Origin of the sequence: Thermoflavimicrobium dichotomicum, assembly GCF_900114055.1 — a bacterium.
GTDB classification, from domain to species: Bacteria; Bacillota; Bacilli; order Thermoactinomycetales; family Thermoactinomycetaceae; genus Thermoflavimicrobium; species Thermoflavimicrobium dichotomicum.
Genome location: NZ_FORR01000002.1, coordinates 168147 through 190937, shown reverse-complemented (window position 1 = coordinate 190937; position 22791 = coordinate 168147). Strand labels below are relative to the sequence as shown.

Annotated in this window: 19 protein-coding genes and 2 riboswitches; of the genes, 9 read left to right on the top strand and 10 right to left on the bottom strand. The window is 42.5% G+C overall.

Translation table 11 applies throughout. The features are described from left to right. Window positions 1-53: 53 nt before the first annotated feature. The 6 genes from BMZ78_RS03330 to BMZ78_RS03305 all read right to left on the bottom strand — a co-directional run bounded on the left by BMZ78_RS03330 (window position 54) and on the right by BMZ78_RS03305 (window position 6558). Entirely contained in the window at window positions 54-428 is a 375-nt protein-coding gene (locus BMZ78_RS03330) for a DUF2512 family protein (protein ID WP_093227990.1), read from the bottom strand. Window positions 429-564: 136 nt separating this feature from the next. Continuing rightward, complete coding sequence (gene mtnK / locus BMZ78_RS03325) at window positions 565-1761, bottom strand: S-methyl-5-thioribose kinase (protein ID WP_093227988.1); 1197 nt, start codon at window positions 1759-1761, stop codon at window positions 565-567. Window positions 1762-1772: 11 nt separating this feature from the next. Further along, window positions 1773-2801: an ABC transporter permease gene (locus BMZ78_RS03320; RefSeq protein ID WP_093227986.1), complete on the bottom strand. Its 1029-nt coding sequence runs from the start codon at window positions 2799-2801 to the stop codon at window positions 1773-1775. Then, window positions 2782-4284: a sugar ABC transporter ATP-binding protein gene (locus tag BMZ78_RS03315; RefSeq protein ID WP_093227985.1), complete on the bottom strand. Its 1503-nt coding sequence runs from the start codon at window positions 4282-4284 to the stop codon at window positions 2782-2784. Before BMZ78_RS03315 ends, BMZ78_RS03320 begins: the two co-directional genes overlap by 20 nt. Next, window positions 4281-5411 (bottom strand): sugar ABC transporter substrate-binding protein, encoded by a 1131-nt coding sequence (locus BMZ78_RS03310; RefSeq protein ID WP_093227983.1) that lies wholly within the window; start codon window positions 5409-5411, stop codon window positions 4281-4283. Before BMZ78_RS03310 ends, BMZ78_RS03315 begins: the two co-directional genes overlap by 4 nt. Before the next feature lie 75 nt (window positions 5412-5486). Continuing rightward, a riboswitch (SAM riboswitch) is annotated at window positions 5487-5648 on the bottom strand. Window positions 5649-5718: 70 nt separating this feature from the next. Beyond that, window positions 5719-6558: a carbon-nitrogen family hydrolase gene (locus tag BMZ78_RS03305; protein WP_425263910.1), complete on the bottom strand. Its 840-nt coding sequence runs from the start codon at window positions 6556-6558 to the stop codon at window positions 5719-5721. A gap of 48 nt (window positions 6559-6606) precedes the next feature. Between BMZ78_RS03305 and BMZ78_RS03300 the strand changes: the two genes are divergently transcribed. The 6 genes from BMZ78_RS03300 to BMZ78_RS03275 all read left to right on the top strand — a co-directional run bounded on the left by BMZ78_RS03300 (window position 6607) and on the right by BMZ78_RS03275 (window position 12733). Next, complete coding sequence (locus BMZ78_RS03300) at window positions 6607-7788, top strand: pyridoxal phosphate-dependent aminotransferase (RefSeq protein WP_093227979.1); 1182 nt, start codon at window positions 6607-6609, stop codon at window positions 7786-7788. Window positions 7789-7948: 160 nt separating this feature from the next. Continuing rightward, window positions 7949-8107, top strand: a riboswitch (SAM riboswitch). 79 nt (window positions 8108-8186) lie between these two features. After that, entirely contained in the window at window positions 8187-9419 is a 1233-nt protein-coding gene (locus tag BMZ78_RS03295) for a 2,3-diketo-5-methylthiopentyl-1-phosphate enolase (RefSeq protein ID WP_093227978.1), read from the top strand. A gap of 3 nt (window positions 9420-9422) precedes the next feature. Further along, the gene (locus BMZ78_RS03290; protein WP_093227976.1) at window positions 9423-10085 is read left to right on the top strand and encodes a 2-hydroxy-3-keto-5-methylthiopentenyl-1-phosphate phosphatase; all 663 of its coding nucleotides are present in this window, start codon (window positions 9423-9425) and stop codon (window positions 10083-10085) included. Beyond that, the gene (locus BMZ78_RS03285) at window positions 10082-10738 is read left to right on the top strand and encodes a methylthioribulose 1-phosphate dehydratase (protein WP_093227974.1); all 657 of its coding nucleotides are present in this window, start codon (window positions 10082-10084) and stop codon (window positions 10736-10738) included. Before BMZ78_RS03290 ends, BMZ78_RS03285 begins: the two co-directional genes overlap by 4 nt. A 2-nt stretch (window positions 10739-10740) precedes the next feature. Continuing rightward, window positions 10741-11253: a 1,2-dihydroxy-3-keto-5-methylthiopentene dioxygenase gene (locus BMZ78_RS03280; RefSeq protein WP_093227973.1), complete on the top strand. Its 513-nt coding sequence runs from the start codon at window positions 10741-10743 to the stop codon at window positions 11251-11253. 469 nt (window positions 11254-11722) lie between these two features. Beyond that, entirely contained in the window at window positions 11723-12733 is a 1011-nt protein-coding gene (locus tag BMZ78_RS03275) for a trypsin-like serine peptidase (protein ID WP_093227971.1), read from the top strand. Between the two features lie 186 nt (window positions 12734-12919). Here the strand turns inward: BMZ78_RS03275 and BMZ78_RS03270 are convergent, their stop codons facing one another. Further along, window positions 12920-13744, bottom strand: a complete 825-nt coding sequence (locus BMZ78_RS03270; RefSeq protein ID WP_093227970.1) for an alpha/beta fold hydrolase — start codon at window positions 13742-13744, stop codon at window positions 12920-12922. A gap of 720 nt (window positions 13745-14464) precedes the next feature. Further along, entirely contained in the window at window positions 14465-15619 is a 1155-nt protein-coding gene (locus tag BMZ78_RS03265) for a protein kinase domain-containing protein (protein ID WP_093227968.1), read from the bottom strand. Window positions 15620-15939: 320 nt separating this feature from the next. Here BMZ78_RS03265 and BMZ78_RS03260 point away from each other — a divergent pair, with 320 nt between their 5' ends. Both BMZ78_RS03260 and BMZ78_RS03255 read left to right on the top strand, forming a co-directional pair. Beyond that, window positions 15940-17454, top strand: coding sequence for an RNA-directed DNA polymerase (locus BMZ78_RS03260; protein ID WP_093227967.1), 1515 nt, complete (start codon window positions 15940-15942; stop codon window positions 17452-17454). Between the two features lie 80 nt (window positions 17455-17534). Further along, window positions 17535-19664, top strand: coding sequence for a UvrD-helicase domain-containing protein (locus BMZ78_RS03255; RefSeq protein ID WP_093227966.1), 2130 nt, complete (start codon window positions 17535-17537; stop codon window positions 19662-19664). Between the two features lie 143 nt (window positions 19665-19807). On the opposite strand, the gene BMZ78_RS03250 is transcribed toward BMZ78_RS03255, so the two are convergent. Next, on the bottom strand, window positions 19808-21139 hold the full coding sequence (locus tag BMZ78_RS03250) for a YncE family protein (protein WP_093227964.1): 1332 nt from the start codon (window positions 21137-21139) through the stop codon (window positions 19808-19810). A 115-nt stretch (window positions 21140-21254) separates the two neighbouring features. Next, complete coding sequence (locus tag BMZ78_RS03245) at window positions 21255-21881, bottom strand: SPFH domain-containing protein (RefSeq protein ID WP_175482261.1); 627 nt, start codon at window positions 21879-21881, stop codon at window positions 21255-21257. Window positions 21882-22054: 173 nt separating this feature from the next. Between BMZ78_RS03245 and BMZ78_RS03240 the strand changes: the two genes are divergently transcribed. Next, the gene (locus tag BMZ78_RS03240; protein ID WP_093227961.1) at window positions 22055-22660 is read left to right on the top strand and encodes a YkyA family protein; all 606 of its coding nucleotides are present in this window, start codon (window positions 22055-22057) and stop codon (window positions 22658-22660) included. The last annotated feature ends 131 nt before the right edge of the window (window positions 22661-22791 follow it).

Sequence of the window (22791 nt, the reverse complement as noted above, 5' to 3'; positions counted from 1 at the left end):
GTAGTTAACCAAACCAAGAGGGCACTATTTCCAGCGGGACTTTTTTGGTTGGGTTAAGAAGCTGATGAGAAATGGGAAAGGAGTACCATGGGTGATAAGATACTCCGTAGCCAGATATGTTGGAAGTACTCAGTAACTGCGAGAAAGAAGGCCGTAAGAAGAGCACCTGCCCAAGTGATCCGTGAGCCGGCAAAGAACCATTGACTGATATAGACAATAACCGTTGCAGCAAGAAAATCGGCTCCCGTACTTAACCAAAATGTCCCAGGCCGAAGTACCATCAATTCCATCAGATGTGCCACAATAGCCAAGATCAATCCTGTCACAAGGGATTGGTAAGGGGCAGGATAATACACATCCTGGAATAGAAAAGTGGAAATCCAAACAACAGCAGGACAAACGAACAGTTTGACGATCCATCCTTTCATGCAGATCACCTCTTGTCATTCAGCATACCCCGATTGGGATGTCCTCATGAACATATTCAAGAAAAATGAAAGAAACCGCTTACTCCAGAATAAAGAGAAGCGGTTTCTTTTATATCAAATATTTGTTTTCCTTTACCTATTTTACATGGAAAAGTTCAATGAACTGCTCAACCGATTGAATCTGTTTCCGTTTTTTGATGAACTCTGCTCCAATGGCGAGCGCTTTTTTCTTGGCTGCATACTGTTTGTCCAGGTCCTGAATGGAGTCAAGATCAGCTACGTGGGCAAGTCCAATTGTACGGCGAATCGCTTCACAACCAGCAAAGCCAACTGCGTCAGTCCAGACTTTGTTCAAGAAGCTTTCCAGTGTACCTGGCACCTTGGTGTATACTTCATTCCCCTTGCTATGCCAGAGTTCAGTAAATTGCTTGGTGAAATGAGACCATGTTTCCCGAATCGTATCGACAAGATAAGCCTGGTATTGCTTCCGTTTCTCTAACTCTTCTATATGAGCTTCCTGGGAGATGTAGTTGAGCACCAGGTTTGCAAAGAATTGCCCCAGATCGAATCCTGCCGGTCCAAAGTAGGCAAACTCCGAATCAATCACTTTGGTAGATTCTTTGGTCACAAAAATACTTCCTGTATGGAGATCTCCGTGTAGCAACGCTTCGGCTTGGGTCAGGAATTGGAATTTCAGTTTCGCAGCTTCGCGTTTCAGCTCCTGATCTTGCCAAAGTTGTTCAACTGTATCCCGAATCCCATCTGGGAAATCATTGGTCTCATGATCAAAGAATGGATCCGTAAAGACAAGGTCTTCCGTAATTTTGCAAAGTTCCGGATTGATAAATTCCTTGACGAGCTGTTTTTTCTCAAACGGATGGAGGTAAAAGTCGCTGGTATGGAAAGTGACCTGTGCGACGAACGTCCCGATGTGCTCGGCCAGTTTTGGATAGATGATCCCTTCGATGGTTCCTTTGCGCAGGATGGTATGAGAAGAAAGGTCTTCCATCACAATAATGGCGAGTGTCTCATCGAAGTGAAATACTTTGGGTACCAGATCAGGCACATATTCAGCTGCTTTTTGCAAGAAAGAACTTTCAAAACGAGCCCGTTCCAAAGTCAAGGGCCAGCTTTCTCCAACAACTTTGGCATAAGGCAATGCCTGTTTGACAATGATCGATTTACCGTTTTCTTCATCCACAATATGAAAAACCAGATTCAGATTGCCATCACCAATTTCTTTGACCTTCAGGGTGGCATCTTCTCTGAAGTATTGCAGCTTTATGACTAACTGTACAGCAGTTTCTTCTGTTAGAGGTTGATATTGAGCCATAAATATCCTCCTTAACGATTACGCTTTTGTACATACATAAAGGCAAGAGCGCAGATTAGAATAGATCCTTTGATAATATCCTGTGCATAGTAAGGAACATTGAGCATGGTCAATCCATTTAGCAAAATGCCGATCAATACAGCACCAAAAAAGGTACCAATCACATTGGGTTTTCCTGCTCCAAATACAGAATAACCAATAAAGGAAGCGGCAACCCCATCCATTAAAAGGGGAGCACCAGCAGAAACCTGTCCCGTTCCAATCCGGGCAGCAAGGACGATCCCGGCCAATGTTGCAAAAAGAGCACTTAAGATGTAAGCGTAGGTTTTATAACGTTGCACGGGTACACCCGACAGGCGGGCAGCCTCTTCATTGCCACCCGTGATATAGAGCAAGCGGCCAAAACGGGTATAGTTCAGAAGAATATGAGTAAGGATGACAAAGGTTAGCATGAGGATGACGGGAAAAGGAACGGAAAAGATTTCACCTTGCCCGATAAATAAAAAGGAAGGGAGAAATTGCCCGGGTGCAATCTGTCCATTCTCCATCGGCATATTGTTGTAAATGGAATAACCTTTGGTAAAGGTTAAATGGATTCCATTCACAATATACATGACAGCCAGTGTTCCCAATAGATCTGGAATGCGGATTTTTACAACTAACAAGGAATTGAACAATCCGATAAGAAGACCGATGAGTAAAGGAATAATTATAGCGACAATGGTTTCCTGGCGATACCATACGAGTGCGGCAGCGCTGGCAATGGTAGCGACACTGGCAATCGATCCGACTGAAAGATCAAAACCGCCCACGATCAGAGAGATCGTTACACCGATAGCGAGCAGGGTAATAATGGAAATCGAACGTAAAATATCGGTGAAATTGGCGTAGGTTAAAAACTTTTCGTTTAATAAACTAAATACAATGATGGTAAGTGCAATTACGAGTAATGTTCCATGTTTGAATAAAAAGGAGAGAATGGCCTGTTTACCCCTTCGGGTAGTTGGCGTTGATTTTGTCTCATTCAGTACCTGTTGCATGATGTCCCCCTGTTGCATCTGACATGATTTTTTCCAATGAAAACTCCGGATAGTGATAGGTAGAAATGATTTCGCCATTGTACATCACAAGGATCCGATCAGCTAATGATAGAAGTTCGGACACTTCACTTGTCAAATACAAAATTCCTTTTCCTTGTTCAGCCAAGGAGCGAATGAGTTGGAACACATCTTCTTTGGCACCAATATCGATTCCTTTGGTAGGTTCGTCAAAAATAAATACATCCGCCTGGGTTTCCAGCCATTTGCCAATGGAAGCTTTTTGCTGGTTTCCTCCGCTTAAATAGCGAAGAGGATGAGAAAGGGAAGGAATCTTGATCCCCAATTGTTTGACCAAGCGTTCAGCCAATGTTTTTTCTTTTTGTCTCTTGATCCAACCCCATGAGCTCAGTTTCTCAAGAATGGGTAAAGAGAGGTTTTCAGCTAAAGGAAAATCAACCAGTATTCCCTCTTTTCTTCTTTCTTCGGGAACGAGGGCGAGCCCGGCCTGAATCGCCTGATGGGGATTTTTGAAGGAATGTTTTTTTCCTTTCAGTGAAATGGTTCCGTGATGTTCATCGGCTGCAAAAAGAGCGCGAGCGGTTTCCGTTTTACCTGCACCTACCAGCCCGGCAATGCCGACAATTTCTCCTTCGTGAACCGAAAGAGACAGGGTTTTTCCGGTTTTGGCCACATAAAACTGATTTACCTCTAGCAAGGGAGGTCCCATTTCTTTCGATTTTCTTGGCAAATTGGAAGCAAGTTGTTTTCCCAGCATGTGACGAATCATTTCGTCAGGTGTGATTTCATGGATCTTTTTGGTGCAAACCGCTTCACCATTCCGTAAGATCGTAACCCGATCAGCGATCGTTTGAATTTCTGGCAGACGATGTGAAATGAAAATGATGCCAATCCCGTTTTCTTGAAGCTTGCGAATGACTGCAAATAATTTCGATGTTTCCACTTCGCTCAGTGGTGCTGTGGGTTCATCCAGGATGAGATATTTGACTTGACTGTTAATGGCTCTGGCAATCAGGATCATCTGTTTTTCGGCCAATGTACAGTCCCGAACCTGTTTATCAATATCGATATCAGCTCCAACTTCTTGTAAGAGCTGTCTGGCTAACTTTTTTCTCTCTTTCCAACGGATCCATTGTGATCCACGAAGCAATTCGTGAATGGTGAGGTTTTCTGCAACAGACAGTTCAGGAACCAAAGCGGTATCCACTTCTTGCACCACGATATCGATTCCTTCGTGTTTGGCATCGATGGGAGAAGAGAAGCGCAAGGAGCGCTCCCCGATTTGAATCTCGCCATGATCTGGTTGAATATCACCCGATAAAATTTTGACCAACGTACTTTTACCAGCCCCGTTTACACCCAGTAGCGCATGAACCTCACCAGGGTGAAAGGAAATGGTAATATCACGGAGTACGGGATGAAGTCCAAATGATTTGGATAGATGTTTGACTGTTAGCGTATTCATTTTTTATTCGCCTCGATCAGTTTTTTCATCCATGGAGAAGTTCCTGCTTGGGATTGCCCCCAGCCCGGTACATATTTTCCCAAATCTTTCATGGAGATGGTTTGTTTGGGTAATGTTCGTTTGTCAACCAGATGAGGTTGGATACTGTACACTTGCGGAGTTGGTTCTCCCGCGATTTTTTGATAGAGAAAACGTACCTGGAGTCGCCCGACATCGGCTGGATCTGTTGCCGTTGTCACTGTCCAGGGGCTGTTTTGGGCTTGCATCAGTTGTAAATCTTCATCACTTAAGTCAATTCCGTATACTTTGATTTCAGTACGTCCTGCCTGTTGAATGGCACGTGTTGCCCCTTTGGCGAACTCATCCCATGGAGCAAAAACTGCCGCTATATCTCCTTTTTTGGGATATTTTTTCAGCAATGCTTCCATTTGCGACTGAGTGTCAAGAGCGGTATTGGAGCTGGCGTTTCCAAAACGGGCAATCTCTTTAATATTTGGATAACGTTTCTTAAAGGCCTCATATATTACATTTCGCCGTTCCATTGGAGTAAATCCGGCTACCCAGATATAGACTATATTTCCTTTACCGTTGATATCCTGTGCCAAACTGCGGAGGGAATTCCAAGCCAGTGTGTAATCATCCTGGTCGATGACAGTCACACCTGGAATATCCAAATCGCTGTCAAAAGCCACAACTGGAATACCGGCAGCTACCGCTTTTCTGACACTCGGAGCGAGTGCATCTGCTTTTCCATGGTCAATAAGAATCCCATCTACTTTTTGGTTGATTGCCGTTTCGACATAGGAAGCCATCTTGGCCAAATCATTGTCGGCGTTATAAATTTGCACTTGTCCACCAAATTTTTCAACTTGTTCTTTGACTCCGGAGATATACTGAGAGGAGAAAGTACCAATCGAAAACTGGGTGACCGCTGCTACTTTGATCGGTTTTTTCAACTTGGCAGGAATTTCATCAGATGTGGATGCCTGTGCTTGATTTTCTTGTGAAGATGGTTTGTTCGTTCCTGTTTGTCCCTTTTGAGCCACACGGTCTTGTTCGTTTGTGCAACCCGCAACGAATAATGATACAATAAGAAGTAGTCCAATGAGTGCTTTTAGGTGTTTCACCTTTTCTCCCCCTTTTTGGTCAACATAAAAAGAGCCTCTTTCTGCAAGAAAGAGGCTCAGAATTTTTTCCTGTTCCTCTTATCTTGCAGAACCTGAGTTCTGCTGGAATTAGCACCGTGCCTTATGTGGCTTGATGCCACGGCCCCTGATTGTCTCAGGTGCCCCATCTCACGATGGTATTACGGCCGGTTGCTGGGCTTCATTGGGCCAGTTCCCTCCACCTGCTCTGGATAAGAGAGTATGCAAAACGATTCAGTTGTTATTCGAAATCATAAATGAATGTTTGTTATCTGTCAATACAAATTTTTTAATACAGTTCAGGACGGCGATCCTCAAAGATCGGAATTTTTTTTCTGACTTCGATCACTTGCTCTGTGTCGATTTCAACCACGAGCGAGGTTTCTTCCCGTTCTGCCTCAGCCAAAATCTCACCCCAGGGATCAATGATCATGGAATGGCCGGCAAATGCGTTATTGGGATCGTGTCCGATTCGGTTACAAGCCACTACATAACACTGATTTTCAATGGCACGGGCAATTAACAGACTCCGCCAATGCTTGACACGGGATAAAGGCCACTGTGCTGGAACAAACAAAACCTGGGCTCCAGCCAGGATATGTTTTCGAACCCATTCGGGGAAGCGGATATCGTAACAAATGAGTCCTGCACAAGGGACTCCATCGAGTTCAAATAGTCCCATCGATTGTCCCGGAGTGAGATATTTCTCTTCATCCATCAGCCGGATCAAATGGAGCTTGCTGTATTCTCCGACTTTTTCGCCATTTCGGTCGAAAACGGTTAATGTATTGTAGATCCCTTGGTCTGTTTTTTTGGCAATGGATCCTGCCACAATGTGGATGTTCTGTTCTTTCGCCAGTGTACCGATTTCTTGCTGGACGATTTGTCCTTCTGGATCAGCGATTTCGTCAAGACGTGTCAAATCATAGGCCGTGTTCCACAGCTCTGGTAAAACAACGACATCCAATTTGGTGTTTTTTTCCACTAATCTCTGGATTTTTTGTTTGACTTTGGCCAGATTTTGTACGGGATCGCCGAAAGCCAAGTCGATTTGGAGAACTGCGATATTCAGCTTCAAGGGGAACCCTCCATTGGCAAAAAATCTTTGACAAACTATTCTCCAACATATAACATATGACACTAGAATTCAAGATGATTGTTTTGGGATGTGAAGGAATTGAAAAGATTTGAGCAAGCTGAAATATTAAATCGATTACCGGAACAGTTTTTTGCCAAATTGGTAAAAAAAGTGAATGCTTTTGTTAAGCAAGGTGTGGATATCATTAATTTGGGACAGGGGAATCCGGATCTGCCCACACCCTCTCATATAGTAAAAGCTCTACAAAAAGCAGCAGACAATCCTGATTTTCATAAATATTCCCCCTTTCGCGGTTATTCATTTTTGAAAGAAGCGGTTGCAGCGTTTTATGAACGAGAATATGGAGTAAAGCTGGATCCAGAAAAAGAAGTAGCCGTTCTGTTTGGTGGTAAAGCAGGATTGGTAGAAATTTCACCCTGCATTTTGAACCCTGGAGATATCGCCCTGGTTCCAGATCCAGGCTATCCGGATTATTGGTCTGGGATTGCACTCGCTCGAGCTCAGATGCATATGATGCCGCTTCTGGCTGAAAATCATTTTCTGCCTGATTATGAACAGATTCCCGCAGAAGTATTGAGAAAAGCAAAGCTCATGTTTTTGAATTACCCCAATAATCCGACGGCAGCTACTGCTACCCCTGAATTTTTTGCTGAAACGGTGGAGCTTGCAGCCAAACATCGTTTATTGGTTGTTCATGACTTTGCTTATGGAGCGATTGGATATGATGGGCAAAAACCGATTAGCTTTCTGGAGACACCTGGGGCCAAGGAAGTGGGTGTGGAAATTTACACTTTAAGCAAGACCTATAACATGGCAGGCTGGCGGATCGCTTTTATGGTGGGGAACGAGCAGGTCATTGAAAGTATCAACCTGTACCAGGATCATATGTATGTCAGTTTGTTTGGGGCGGTACAGGCAGCGGCCAGAGAGGCACTGCTTGGCCCGCAGGATTGCGTCAGAGAACTGGTTGAGATCTATGAACGGCGGAGAAATGCGTTTATTGGGCGATTGCAGGCATTGGGCTGGCAAGTGCAAGCACCGAAAGGTTCATTTTTTTGCTGGTTACCTGTGCCGAAAGGATATACATCAGAAACATTCGCTGATTTACTCCTGGAGCAAGCGCATGTAGCGGTAGCACCCGGGATCGGCTTTGGTTCTCACGGAGAAGGATATGTACGTGTAGGACTGTTAACAGATGAGAGCCGGCTGGTTGAAGCCGCTGAGCGCATGGCTTATGTGTTAAAAAAAGTGGAAGTGTAAGCATGGAGAAAGTTTAGGAGCAAGAAAACAGATTTATTTAAAAGCAAGTGATATTCATCCGAGCCTTTGAATAAAATGAATCTGAAAATAGTGGTTGACAATATATTCATTCCCTGTCATAATCACAAGTAAATTCAAATACGGATAAATGGTCAAACTTCTCTTATCAAGAGTAGGCGGAGGGACGAGCCCGATGAAGCCCAGCAACCGACCGTAATGCCATCGTGAGATGGGGCACCTGAGACAATCAGGGGCCGTGGCATCCAGCCACATAAGGCACGGTGCTAATTCTCGCAGCGTTTAGGCTGAGAGATAAGAGGAAGTGGTGGAGTCTGAGCGTCAAACAAAACCTCTTCCTCTTGGAAGAGGTTTTTTTATGGTCAAAAGGAGTGAGTTTGATGGGACAAGTGATTGCAACTTATCAAGTTTATGATAGAGCGGGTCAGTTTACCAAAAAAGCGGAAGGGATTGCGTTGGGATTGACGGTGGGGACCTGGACAGACCTGCCTGATTTGGAAAAAGAGCAATTGAAAAAACATAAAGGGCGTGTCATCGAAATCAGGGAATTGCCAGAAGATGAGCAAGTAAATCAATTTTTCGGGGAAAGAAGAAAAAAGGCAGAGATTAAAATCGCGTATCCTTCAGCCAATTTTTCTGTCGATTTTCCAGCGATTTTAACTACGGTATTCGGCAAACTTTCCTTGGATGGGGAAATCAAATTATTGGATTTGGAGTTTTCACCTGATTTGCTGGAGTACTTTCCAGGACCTAAATTTGGTATTGAAGGAATCCGGAAAAAGCTGGGGGTATATGATCGACCTTTGCTGATGAGTATTTTCAAAAGTGTTTTGGGCCGGGATCTTTCTTACTTTGCCGAACAACTCCGGGCACAGGCTTTGGGTGGTGTCGATTTAGTCAAAGATGATGAGATTTTGTTCGATAACCCGATGACTCCTTTTACTTCCCGTATTTTGGTAGCCAAAGAAGTGTTGCAAAAAACAGAAGAAGAAACCGGGGAAAAAACATTATATGCCGTTAATTTGACAGGTCCCACTTTTGAACTGTTGGAAAAAGCCAAACAAGCCGTAGAGCTGGGGGCAGATGCCATTCTCTTCAATGTGTTTGCTTATGGTTTGGACGTGTTGCAAGCACTGGCAGAAGATCCAGAAATCTCAGTGCCCATTCTTGCTCATCCTGCCGTTTCTGGCGCACTGACATCGTCCAGGCTTTATGGCATCCATCATGCACTGCTCTTGGGTAAATTTTTACGCCTGGCAGGTGCGGACCTGGTACTCTTTCCTTCTCCCTATGGCAGTGTAGCGTTGGAAAAAGAGACAGCATTGGCGATTGGTAAAGAATTGACTCGCCCTCAAGATGGGATAAAACGGGCATTTCCTGTTCCTTCTGCCGGAATCCATCCAGGATTGGTTCCAAAGCTGATCGAGGATTTTGGTGTCGATTCTGTCATTAATGCAGGTGGAGGAATTCATGGTCATCCGGATGGAACCATAGCAGGTGGCAAAGCGTTCCGTCAGGTCATCGACAGTGTATTGAATCGGGAAAGCATCGAAGAAACTGCAGCAAAACACAAAGAACTGGATCGGGCTTTGGCGTTGTGGGGAGGAAAATAAACGATGGGTAAAATACCGGTGATATTTTGTGATTTTGATGGAACCATTACCGAGAAAGATAATATCGTTTCGATCATGAAACGTTTCGCTCCACCTGGTTGGGAGGAAATCAAGGACCAGATTCTCGCCCAACAGATTTCCATTCGCCAAGGGGTAGGAAAGCTCTTCTCTTTACTGCCATCATCACTCAGAGAAGAAATCGTGCAGTTTGTGTTAGAGAATACGAAGATTCGGGAGGGATTTACTGACTTTGTCCGTTTTACACAAGACAAGCAGATTCGCCTGTATGTGGTTAGTGGAGGCATCGACTTCTTTGTCTATCCCGTTCTCGATGGATTGATTGAGTCTGAGCATATTTTCTGTAATGGCAGTGACTTTTCAGGGGAACATATTCAGATTGTCTGGCCGTATGCCTGTCAAGCACCTTGTACCAATGATTGTGGCTGTTGCAAACCAACGATATTGCGAAAATTTGACCCTGGGCGTTATGAACGGATTGTGATTGGCGATTCGATCACGGACCTGCAAGCGGCGAAATTGGCAGATCGTGTTTTTGCACGGGATTTCTTGATCGAGAAATGTGAAGAGAATGGGATTTCCTACACTCCATTTCATTCGTTTTACGATATCATTCATGCACTTGAAAGAAAGGAAGAACGGGTATGAGTGTATTGGAAGAACGGTGGAATGAGCTCGCCGAGATCAAGGATGAATTGGCCGCCAGAGACTGGTTCCCAGGAACCAGCGGCAATTTGTCCATCAAGGTAAGCGAAAACCCCCTTTCCTTCCTGGTGACAGCCAGCGGAAAAGATAAGCGGAAACGCACAGCTGAAGACTTTCTCCTTGTAGATGGGAAAGGCCGCCCTCTACAGGATACGCATTTGAAAGCTTCAGCCGAAACAGGGATTCATTGTGAGATTTACCGCTTGACCGATGCAGGTTGCTGCCTCCATGTACATACAGTGGATAACAATGTCATTTCCGAGCTGTATGCGGATCAGGGGTTCGTTACCTTTAGGGGACAGGAGATCATTAAAGCATTTGGGATTTGGGCCGAAGATGGAGAGATCACCGTCCCTATAGTAGAAAATTATGCAGATTTGCGACGCTTGGCGCAAGAGGTAGCCAAAGTGATTCGCCCAGATACGAAAGCGGTTCTCATTCGGAATCATGGCATTACCGTTTGGGGACGAAACGGCTTTGAGGCGAAGAAACATTTGGAAGCATTTGAATTCCTGTTCTCTTATCACTTGAAATTAAAATTGGTTTCCCAAGCGATTTACACACAGCAAAGAAAAATGACAGCAGGAGGATGGTAACTATGGCAACATTACGTTTTCATGACACCAATGAGAGACTGGAAAAACCCGAAGAAGTGGTCGCTTACCTGAAAAGCCAGGGCGTCATCTATGAACGTTGGGATGTTGAGAAATTGCCAGCTCATTTACGTGAGAACTATAACCTGACCGATGAAGAGAAAGCTGAGATTATTCAGACCTACCGCCAAGAAATTGATGATCTGTCTGCTCGTTATGGTTATATTACTGAAGATGTCATTTCACTCTCACCAGCAACGCCCCATCTGGAGCAACTGCTAAAAAACTTTCTGCAAGAGCATCATCACACGGAAGACGAGGTTCGCTTTATTGTGAGTGGTCATGGTATTTTTGCCATTCAAGGCCCAAATGGGCGTTACTTTGATGCCGAATTGGAACCGGGGGACTTGATTTCGGTTCCAGCCAATTATCGTCACTATTTCACCTTGATGGAAGACCGCCAGGTTGTTGCGATCCGTATCTTTAAAACAAAGGAAGGATGGGTACCGATCTATTAATAACAAGAGGAGGTGAGGTGCCAGAAAACCTTCATTTGAACCAATGCTTCCTATTCACCGTTAATCTTTGACCGAGTGATCCGATTCTGGAAGATCATTCGGTTTTTTTTATATTTAATGGGGTCCTTTTAATGGTGAATCCAAAATCAATGGATCAAATCACGGCTGCTGGCTCAAAACAAACGTGTGTTATTCACAATATATAGAATATATTTCAATTGATACTACCATAACCATATTTCAGACGGTTTTTATATTTATTTGAAATATAATTGTTTATTAAAAATAAAAATTAATTTATACCCGAAGCCGGGAGAAACGTATTGAAATTTTCAAGATAGCCGTGATATCAAATGTTCAAGATTTATATAAAAAATCTTGTCCTTTTTATGATAAAAAAGATTTTCTATTTACATTTTATATAATTAATATTTTAATATTCCTGTGTATAAAAATAAGGGGGAATTTGATGAAAAAGAAACTGATTACCACAGTATCCAGCTTGCTAGTTTTGTGCACACCTACGCTTGCTTTCGCCAATACCAACAAAGCTGGTGTGGATGTACAGGATGAAGCCATGGTTACCCAAAGTGGAAAAGTTCTGTCTGTAGAGCAACTCCAGCAACAGGCAAGCAAAGTGAATGCCCAGGCAAAACAGGAAGTAGAAAAAAGTGAATCAGGTACCCAGCAGGGCTTAACCAATGAAAAGGTAAGTCTTCCTGATCAAGTAAAAGTATATGATCCGATTAGCAAAACATCAAAATCATATACGACAAAAACGCTATTTACAGCCAGTCAGGTTCCTGGAGTGATCGGAAAAGACGATCGTACTCGTGTTACTAACACCAAAACATTCCCCTATAGTGCAACAGGAATGATTATCGCCCAATTTGGAAGAGATACATTCACATGCAGTGGTGCGTACATTGATAAGAATACTGTATTAACTGCTGCTCACTGCCTATACCATCCAGAGACCAATCAATATGCCAAAAACATCCGCTTCATCCCGGCAGCTACAGCAGACTCTAGAGGAAATCTCGTTGCCCCCTATGGAATTGCCAAAGGAATTGATTTTTCCTTTGCAAAAGGTTGGAAAAAAGCAAACCTCAACTATGATTACGGTGTCATTACAACGGATAAGTCTCTAGGGAAGAAATCAGGCCATTTCGGGCTTCGTCCAGCCAATACATTAAAAGGACAAACCGTGACGGCTGTAGGATATCCTGCCGTGAAAAAACCTTTCACCATGTGGAAAGGCAGTGGCAAAGTTATCAGTGAAACTTCCCGGATCATGAAATACTATATTGACACAACCGCTGGACAAAGCGGCGGTCCGGTTTTCCAATATAGCAAAAAGTATGGCTATTACGCTTTGGGTGTCATCTCACATGGAATCCCTGATGAATACAATGCAGGTACAAAACTGGCACCAAAAGCATACGATGCGGTTAAAAACTGGGCGGCAAAAGACCAATAATGATATATAAAAAATACCTCTGGTTTTAAGAACTGGAGGTATTTTTTATTACGCTATTTCATGCTGCCATTTTGACATAGTTATGAATCCTTCCGGGTTCAAGGCCGATTTAAGTAATAAAAGTTCTTACCTGAGGAAAAAAGGTGATATCTGTATTGGAGGGGCAGCATGTGATTTCATTCCATATTATCCGATGAAGCGTACAAGCTCACGACTAAATTTTTCCAACTCTTCGTAGAACAATCCATGACCACTATACTTAAAGGGGATAAGTTTTGATCCCCTGATTCTGGCGTGCATCAATTCGGCAAACACGAATGGACAGACTCTGTCCTGTTTGCCATGGAAAATTCCAGTAGGAACATGGATTTTGGACATATCTGATCCTAAATCTTCATCCCGAAGGGAAACTGCACACTTGGCTGTTGCATGGCCAGACGCTTCTATTCCCAATCCGTGGAACCATTCTTTGAAACTCCCCGTTACATAACGTGCGAAAAATATGTCTCCAACGCCATCCAGCATTTTCGGGCGATCCGTATAGGTAGCTTCAATTAACTTATTCCATGACCGTTCCCACCGCTTCACTTCCTCTTTTGCCAGTCCATACGAATATTCTGGATATCTGGTGAAGCCCGCAGCACCAATAAGGGCCAGCTTGGATACTTTATGTCCTGCATGCCGAGCCAAATACCGAATAGCAATGGCTCCACCCATCGAGTGTCCAGCAAGGGTGATATCCTCCAATCTTAGAGTATCAATCACGATACGGATGTCATCTGCCAACCGGTTGTACGAATAGCCTTTCCAAGGGCGATCCGACTTCCCGAATCCGCGTAAATCAACCCCAATGCAACGGTAGCCCATTTTTGGAAGTTGGTCGAATTGATATTCAAACATCTTATGATTGAGCGGCCATCCATGTATGAACAAGATGGGTTTGCCATGCCCAGGATCTGTATCCTCAACGAAAATTTTTACATTCCGTTCAACCGTAATGTAGTAACCCATCTGTACGCCTCCTGGATAAGTAGTCTCTTCTCTGTCCCACTATGATTTATCAGATGCTGTATTGTGAAGCATGGGTTATATTATGCAAAAAGAGCGAAATTGGACTCTTGTCTATGTAGGTAACCCACTACATGCCGTTTATCCAGGAGGCTCAACATTTTTTCAATTTCCTGCTGCTAGTATGAATCAACATTCATTGTACATCATATTTTCTTTCTCAAAGACTTGACAAAAAATGGGGAATAAATAGAGGTAAGACTCTGGGAATTTGATGCAATATAGGGTATGTAGGTAGAATGAATACGGGGCTTACTCAAAAGGTTAAGGGGCAGCCCCGTAGCGATACCCAGAAGAAAGGATTGTCGAGTGGAAGGTTTCGTACTGACGAAAATGCGGTTAATCAATGAAAAAGCTTTCTTTGTTGACACACCCACAGCTGAATCAGTGGGATTCTTGGATCGTTAGCGTCCGCAGTCCGTTTCCGTTATAGTGAGCGCCCAAGTTCAGGGGTGTGCCATCCGCATGGTTTTACCTAGTGGAAGAGATTTGTTCGCCACCTAGAACCCCATACCATGACATACATGGGAACTGTTCCTGCTACAAGCGAGGCAAGCACATCTTGCGCAAATATTCTATCACTTCTTGTTTGTCCTAACAATCTCCTTATGGGAATAGCAGAGCTGCCTTTAATCCCCAGTGGCTGTAAATAATGCTCCCCTTTTAATCAACAAGAAGAAAATAGGAAAGAATGAGACCTGCAATGGATGCAATCACAAGCGCAACAATCGCGTTTTTGTAGTCTTCCCATATTCCTGATGACTGTTTTTGAGATCGAGCGCGACTTAAAGGAGAAGTTTGGGGAATATATCTTTGTGCAAGGACTTCCTGTGATTTGGTTACTGGTTTCGTTGCATGTGGTCGATGAAATGGTTTGCTTGCCTGCTGACGATTCAGGCTCTCTTGTGACCTGGAATAATGAGACGATAAAGGTTTGGGATGTCTCACGCTGTTTGTCTGTTTATTGACAGAGTAAGGTGGTACAGGATCTTTTGGAATGGTGGATCGTGCTTGTAACAGGGCCTGTTTCATTTCAAATGCAGATTGAAAACGACGGTTCGGATCTTTTTCCAAGGCCTTGTAAATAATCTGACATAACTCATTGGGAATCATTGGATTGATCTTTTTCGGATCAGGGATGGGCTCCTGGATATGTTGTAAAGCGATGGCGATATTCTCACGACCATCAAAAGGGAGTCTGCCTGTAGACATTTCGTATAGAACCACGCCCAATGAATAAATGTCAGAAGGATAACTCACTCTTAAACCACGAGCTTGCTCGGGGGAAATGTAATGGACAGATCCCATCACCATTCCTGTTTTGGTAAAAGTGGATTGTGGTTTGACGAGACGTGAAATGCCAAAATCCGTAATTTTATATTGCCCATCATGCGTACACAAAATATTGTGAGGTTTAATATCCCGGTGGATAATGCCATTTTGATGAGCATGGGATAAACCGTCACAAACTTGAATGGCAATATTGATGCATTCATGAGGAGACAGGAAACCACGTTGCTTGATCAGGGATTTGAGTGATCGCCCCTCTATATATTCCATAACCATATAATGCGTTTTATTTTCTTGACCAATGTTGAAAACCTTGACGACATTTGGGTGGGATAATTTGGCAGTTGCTTTGGCTTCCCAAATAAAACGACGGATAAATTCATTATCATGGCTGAGTGATTCACTCAAAATCTTGATCGCAACAAATTGATTCTTTTTCAGATCGCGTGCCTTGTATACTTCAGCCATTCCGCCGCCGCCGACCAACTGGATGATTTCGTACCTCCCACCCAATTTTTTTCCCTTCACTGAAATCACCTTTCTTCTGATTACCTTGTACCGAGAATGAATGTTAAATAATACTCCTTTTTATTATATTGTATAAATAGTTATGGGCAATAGTAAGAAAATGTAATGATTGGTTTAAGTCTACATCCATTACTTCAAATGTATTAACGATCGAAGATATTGATTATTCTAGACAATTTGTCTGAGTTTGGATTACATCATTTCAATACCATGTACATGAAAAGAGTTTATCAAAAAACAGAGGAAAAAACCATGGATTTTGCTGTTTTTCCAGTAAATTGTCTTATTTTTTACAGATCGATAAAAAGGATGATGGAGACATGGATTTATTTGAACGTTTGATGCGTTGGGGTTATTTTCCGAGAGAACTGCCGCCTGTCTTTTCAACAGAGACATTGGCTGGCTGTTTAAGTAAAATCTCTCTTAAATTTACAGTAAAACCAAGTAAAAGTATAACTTTTTCTGTTCCGAAGCAAAAGCATTATCGGCGAACTGTCAGTATTCCACATCCACTGCACCAACTTTTATTGGCCAAGGAAATTTCTAACCATTGGTCTACCTTATCCGCTTTTTTTCAGCGCTCAAATCTTTCACTGAGCTATCCTGTGATTGACTCCAGTGATCAGCGAGCCGTTGAACGGGCTGAGAATTTTCAGTCTGTGCAAGAAAAACGATTCATTCGTTCAACAGCATCCCGTGTGGTGCTGTTTACGGATATTTCCCGTTTTTACTCAACGATTTATACACACGTTATTCCCTGGGCATTACATACCAAAGAGATTGGCAAAAAGAAAAGGAGGGACCGACAGTTACTGGGAAACCGGTTGGATTTTTGTGTTCGCAATACCCAAGAGGGACAAACGTTGGGCATTCCGATTGGCCCAGACACTTCACTGGTGATTGCAGAAGTCATTGCGTGTGCGATCGATGAACGATTACAGGAGAAAATGCCTGAACTTTGCGGATTGCGTTATGTCGATGATTTTTATTTATATTTTGACAGTATGGGGCAGGCGGAAAAAGCATTAACGATGATTCAGGAACTGTTAGCGGAGTATGAGTTGGAAATCAATCCACATAAAACCCAAATCGTTTATTTACCTGAAATGATTTTTGAACCATGGAAATTGGAACTCGATTTATATCAGGTTCGTTCAGATTCAGTTCAGAGCCAAAGAATGGATTTATTTAATTTGTTTCATAAAGCCATCGCTTGGTATCAAAAAGTGAAAAAACCAGCCATTATGAAGTATGCACTGAAGAAGTCAGTGCCAACCCACATGCATCCAGCTAATTGGGAAATCTATGAAAGCTGGTTGCTTCGAACATTGTTGGATGAACCGGGTGTATATCCAGTCGTGACCCATCTATTTTCCTACTTTCGTCGGCGAAAGATGCCGCTCGACCTGGATCGTATCTGTCAAACTTTAATTCAATCGATCACGGGACATTTGCGTTATAACCATGATTATGAAGTAGCCTGGGCTTTGTGGTTGGCTAAATGTTTAGGGATTCAGTTACCATCACCGATTGGTCAATCTCTCTCATCGATTAAAAATTCAATGGTAGCTTTACTTTCGCTCGATTTATTTCATTCAGGCCTTCTCAGTGGTGTAGAGAAAACATATTGGGAACAAATGGTGAAGCAAAACGGCAGTTTTGGTGAAGAATGGCTGCTTTCTTATGAAGCGGTTAAGAAAGAGTGGATCTCTGGCGAACTGGATCACCCCTTTTTCCAGGAGCTTGCCAAACACCAGGTTCATTTTTACAATGAGTGGGCTCAGATGAGTCCAGTGGCAATGGCTCATGCTACGACCATTGGTTATGAAAGTTGACAGAAAAGTAGAAATGAAACCTTTTCCGGAGAAAATGATTTATAATTTACAATAGATGAAATAGAAAGGGGGAAAAAGAGATGCCAACGATTGCCATTCAAGATACCTTTTTGGAATCTTTTTCGCAACTGCCTAAATCAGAGCAAAAAAGGACGCAAGAAATGATCAAAAAATTGCGTGAAGATTCTTTTTATTCCAGCCTGAATTTGGAACGGTTTAAAGAAGCGGCTGATCCGCGGGTATATTCCATTCGCGTGAACGATACATATCGAGCCATTGTTGTACGTCCAGAAAAAAGCGATGTGATGCTACTAGTATGGGTGGATCATCATGATGAAGCTTACCGTTGGGCGAAGCGCAAACGGTTTACCATCAATCCTGATACAGGTGTGATCCAGATGTGGTCACTTGAAGAAGCAGATCCCGAATCATCGCGCTTCGAGGAATCTTTTTTTATTTATGGTCTGTTCAGCCATTTAACCGATAAACAGATTCAGGCATTGGGTGTGCCAGAAGCATTGGTCGCTGAAGTTCGCAAGATCCAATCCATTCAGGAACTGGAGCAAAAAAAGGATTTATTGCCCTCTGATGCATGGGAGGCACTTCAATATTTGGCCCATGGTGAAGAATATGATGAGGTTGTACGGTTTATCGAAGAATTGCGGATGGAAGCCCAACAGTTGGCCAATCAGGCGAATGAAGCAAGCGCATTTGAAAAAGCCATCAAAAGTATACACTCCAGCCGACATATCGTGGTTATTTCGGATGACGAGCAGCTAAACGAAATCTTGACCAAGCCGCTGGAAAAATGGCGGATTTTCCTTCATCCCAGCCAAAAAGTATTGGTAGAAAAAGATTATAATGGGCCTGTTCGTGTATTGGGAGGAGCAGGAACGGGTAAAACAGTGGTTGCATTGCATCGTGCGCGGCGGTTGGTACGAAAAGTCTTGGAGCCTCACGAAAAGATATTGGTTACTACGTACAATTCCAATTTGGCCGATTATTTACAGGAATGTTTGCGAACGATGTGCTCAGACAGTGAACTAAAGCAAATGGATGTGATCGCAATTGATCAATTGGTGCGCAAGATCATTGATCACTATGTAAAAATCCCGATCAAAAAAGTGATGAAAGAACCCATGGAAGCAAAAGAATTGTGGTTAAAAGCATGTCAGTTATCTCATTATCCAGAGGAACAATTGGCTTTTGTTGTTCAAGAGTATGAGCAAATCATTCAAAATTATGGAATTGAGACATGGGAAGAATATGCTCAAGTCTCACGCACAGGACGGGGAATACGTATTTCCAATCGGGAGCGGGAGAGAATCTGGAAAGTCGTTACACTCTATCGGGAACAGATGGACAAGCTGGGATGGTATGACATCATTGATTTGTTACATATTGCCCGTAAATGGCTGGAGCAAAATCCAGGCCAGTTTGTGTATCGTTCAGCAGTAGTAGATGAGGCACAGGATTTTCATATGGAGGCGTTCAAGCTTTTGCGGGCTTTAGTACCTGCCCAGGCAAATGATTTGTTTATTGTTGGAGATCCGCATCAACGGATTTATTCACGGCAAGTTATTTTGCATCAATGCGGAATTAATATTCGAGGCCAGCGCTCAAAGCGATTGAGGATCAATTATCGAACCACCGAGCAAATTCGTGAGCAAGCGATGAAACGTTTACAGGGTTTTGAGTTTGATGATTTGGATGGAGGAAGATTGAGGGGAAAGGATACTTCGTTAATTTATGGGGAACCTCCAGAACGTTTGCATTTTGCTACAGAACAGGAAGAGCATCAGTTTGTGGTGACCAAGATCCAAGAGTTGTTGCAACAAGGAATCAAGAGTTATGAAATTGCCGTTCTGGCAAGAACCAACAAGATGGTGGAGAAATTGAAAAATGTATTAAAGAAATACCAGATTCCAGTTGTGACCTTAACGTCCCGTTTTGTTCAAAAAGAAAATGGAGTCAATTGTGGAACGATGCATTGCAGTAAAGGACTGGAGTTTCGGATTGTCTTTATTGTCGGGGTCAATAAGGATGTAATTCCGCCCAAATATACTCTTTTGGAAAAAGATGAAGAGAAAAAACAGGCGCTGGAAAAAAAAGAGCGCTCTCTTTTATATGTTGCCAGTACACGAGCAAGGGACAAGCTATATGTCACTTCGTATGGAACTCCCAGTCCATTATGGGGGTTGGATGGGTAACAGATAGATTGAAAAGCCTAGATCGTACAAACGGGCAGGTTCCTTTTCCGTTTTACCAAATAGCCGAGAGGGAAAAGGAACCCCAATTCACCAAAAACATGTATGAATAACGTGCAGAGCCCTAACTGAACATGAACCATTCATTACCATACCCAAGGTCTGGCCAAATCTTCCCCCCAGAATAACCATCTGCATAACTCTTTATGTGTGGATGTACCGATGGTAAAAGGATCATTCTCTCCTGTATTCAGCTCTAACAGATGCAGGGTACCGTTATATGTTCCAATGATCAATTGCTTTCCATTCTCAGAAATATCCATTCCAGAGATCGTGCCACCGATGAAATGTTCCCACAGGTTTTCACCTCTCTGATTATAGCAAAGCAAATAACCATAAGCATTCCCGAAGATATAGGCATCTTCCCAAGCAACTCCGGCATATACGCGGCTGTCTTCGTCCAGGATCCCTACACCATCTTTCATTTGACCATCAGGTGTAAAAAGATCAAAATCACCAAGAGGAAGGTTATCGAGTGAAATGACCAACGTTACTCCATGATAAAAGTGGCAGGCATTTAAAGCAATTTGTCTGCCATCTGATCCAAACAGGGCAAAATGAGGATATTCGGAATAAGGTTCGATTCTTGCGACCTCTTGGTAATGCTCATCCAAAATACGATGGTGACTGCACTGGTCCCCAACAGCGATCAACTTTCCATCTGGTGAAAGTGCCGCATGCTCCATGCTTAAATCAATAACAAATGGATCATTCAGTTTATATTCTTGATGCCATTTCCATTCTTCATGGATCCACTCCACTGACGGATGAATCCGTTTTGTACCCTTTTCATCGATAACAAATACGCCATACCTATTGTTTAGAAGAATTCTTTTACCATCAGGAAAAGGAATCAACGAAGTGATAAAAGGAATGGATGCATAAGGTGAACACTCTGTCCATTCCAATACAACCTCCAGATTTTTTGGCCAATAAAATTCCCGAACTTTTGGGCCATTCCATCCATCAAGCAAATCACATCGATTATCATAAGCCAAAGCATAATAACGTCGATCAGGCGACCGCCCCACGTACAAAACATCCTCTAGCACACGCCATTTTCCTTGCTCCACCAAATGTACAAAACCATTAATATGAACAAGAAATCTATTTTCATCTATAAATAAAGGTTCAACTCCCAACCCTTTCCCGCTATATTCATCAAATACTGGTTCACATGCAGGTGGAAACCACTTTCTTAACGCTTCTGTCTCCTTCTTATTGTTCGCTTCACGTACAATCTCCAACACAGAAGGCGCCAAGTTTTTCAGTTGCTTGATGTGTGTTTGAGGTGGGTTTCCGACCTGATCCCAACCTTCTTTTTTTCCTCGCTCTCTATAATCATTAATCGCCTGTACATGATTTCTGCTTTCATTGATCCATTGTTCTGACAAATGTCCATATCTGGACCAGTCCATCTTTTGCACTCCTTCATTCATACTTGCAAATAAAAACATAGGTCAGTCTATCCCAGGTCTGCTTCTGTTTTCGCCTCACGAATTTGTCGTTACTTTTCCTCGAATTTAATCTCAATCAATAACTCATTTTCCTTGATTTTCCGTTCTTGTTTGACATCAGCATTTCGTCGTTCGTAAATCGATTCGTCTGTTTTTTTAGTAATTCTTCTCTCGCCTCTGCTTCCAAAGCTCGCGCCATTTCAGGTGTCGGTTTGATCGCAGTGATGGTGATGGACTGAATTTCAACTCCCAAAGAGGAAAGGGCGATGTTTTGCTCACATTGTTTCATAACTTCCCGGCTTATTTCATTAGAAGCGTGAATGGCTTCTTTGAGTGGACGTTTTTGTACTTCGGTGCGAATGAACACTTGAATCAAGTTAATCAAGCGTTTTGGCAGTTTTTCAGGATCGTCCGAGGTATAGCGATTTCCTTTGCCGATGGTATAGTCAAGCATGGAAGCGACACATTCAGGATCGATAATTCGGTAAATACATTGTCCTTGTATGGTAAGGGGTTGGAAATCCGCTGTCATTTCGTTGAAAATAAAAGGGGTATCGGCACTCCCAATCGGAACAATACAGATGGTGGAAGACCGTTGGAAATAGAAAAAAGACAAGCCTTTTCCACTGCGTATTAACTTTCCTTTTTTATATTGCAGAACATATTGAGTAGGTTTTGCTTTTAGATAGCGAATTCCAAACAAAAGAATACTCCTTTCCATGATCAGATTGGAAAAGTGAGGGCGATATCGCTCTCTTTTTTATTTTAACAAGTTTTAAAGAATGTCCCCCTTTTTTGCTTGAAATATTTTTAAATTAAGGTAGAATATTGTTGCTTTGCGAATTTAATTTATTAACTAAAATAAGAGGTGTTCTGATGAAAAAAGTATTGACCTTATTACTCAGTGTGTTTTTGCTATCAGGTTGCTCCTTGTTTAAGGATTATTACAATGCTGATCAATTGGTTGCTGAAATGGAAAAACTGGTTACTCAAGAAAACAAAAATGACTCGATTATTAACAAAGCAACGGATTTGCGTAACCAGGTGATTAACGACTTAAATGCAATGAAAGAGCCAGATCAATCGAAGATCAGTGATCTGTCTGGAAAAATAGAGGAAGCGAAAAAATTGCTTCCGCAATATAAAGAAGAAGTGAAAAAAATACAAAGTCATTTCTCAGACCTCAAATCCAAATCTGCCAGACTGGAAGATGAAAATATAAAAAAAATGGCAGAGACTTTTATTAATGATTTTATGAAAACAACAGAAACAGAGTTGAAGTATATAGAAGTATTTGAAAAAGTGTTAGCTTCTGATGAAGAGTATATGAAAGATTTAAAAAATGGAAAAGAAACCAAAGATAATCAGTCTCAGTTAGACGAACTAAACAAACTGCACACTCAATTGCAAGATGAAATTAAACAATTCAATGAATCATGGAATCAATTTGTCCAGTCTACTACGGGTCAGGAAGTGAAGTAAATACGGATCACTTTTTGCCGGGCGACCTTCGGGTCGCTTTTTTCATTCAGCCATAAATAAAAAGAAAATTTTGTCATAAACTTCCAAGAATTGAATTGTGTTATATTATAAAAAAATAAGTGTTGGAATAG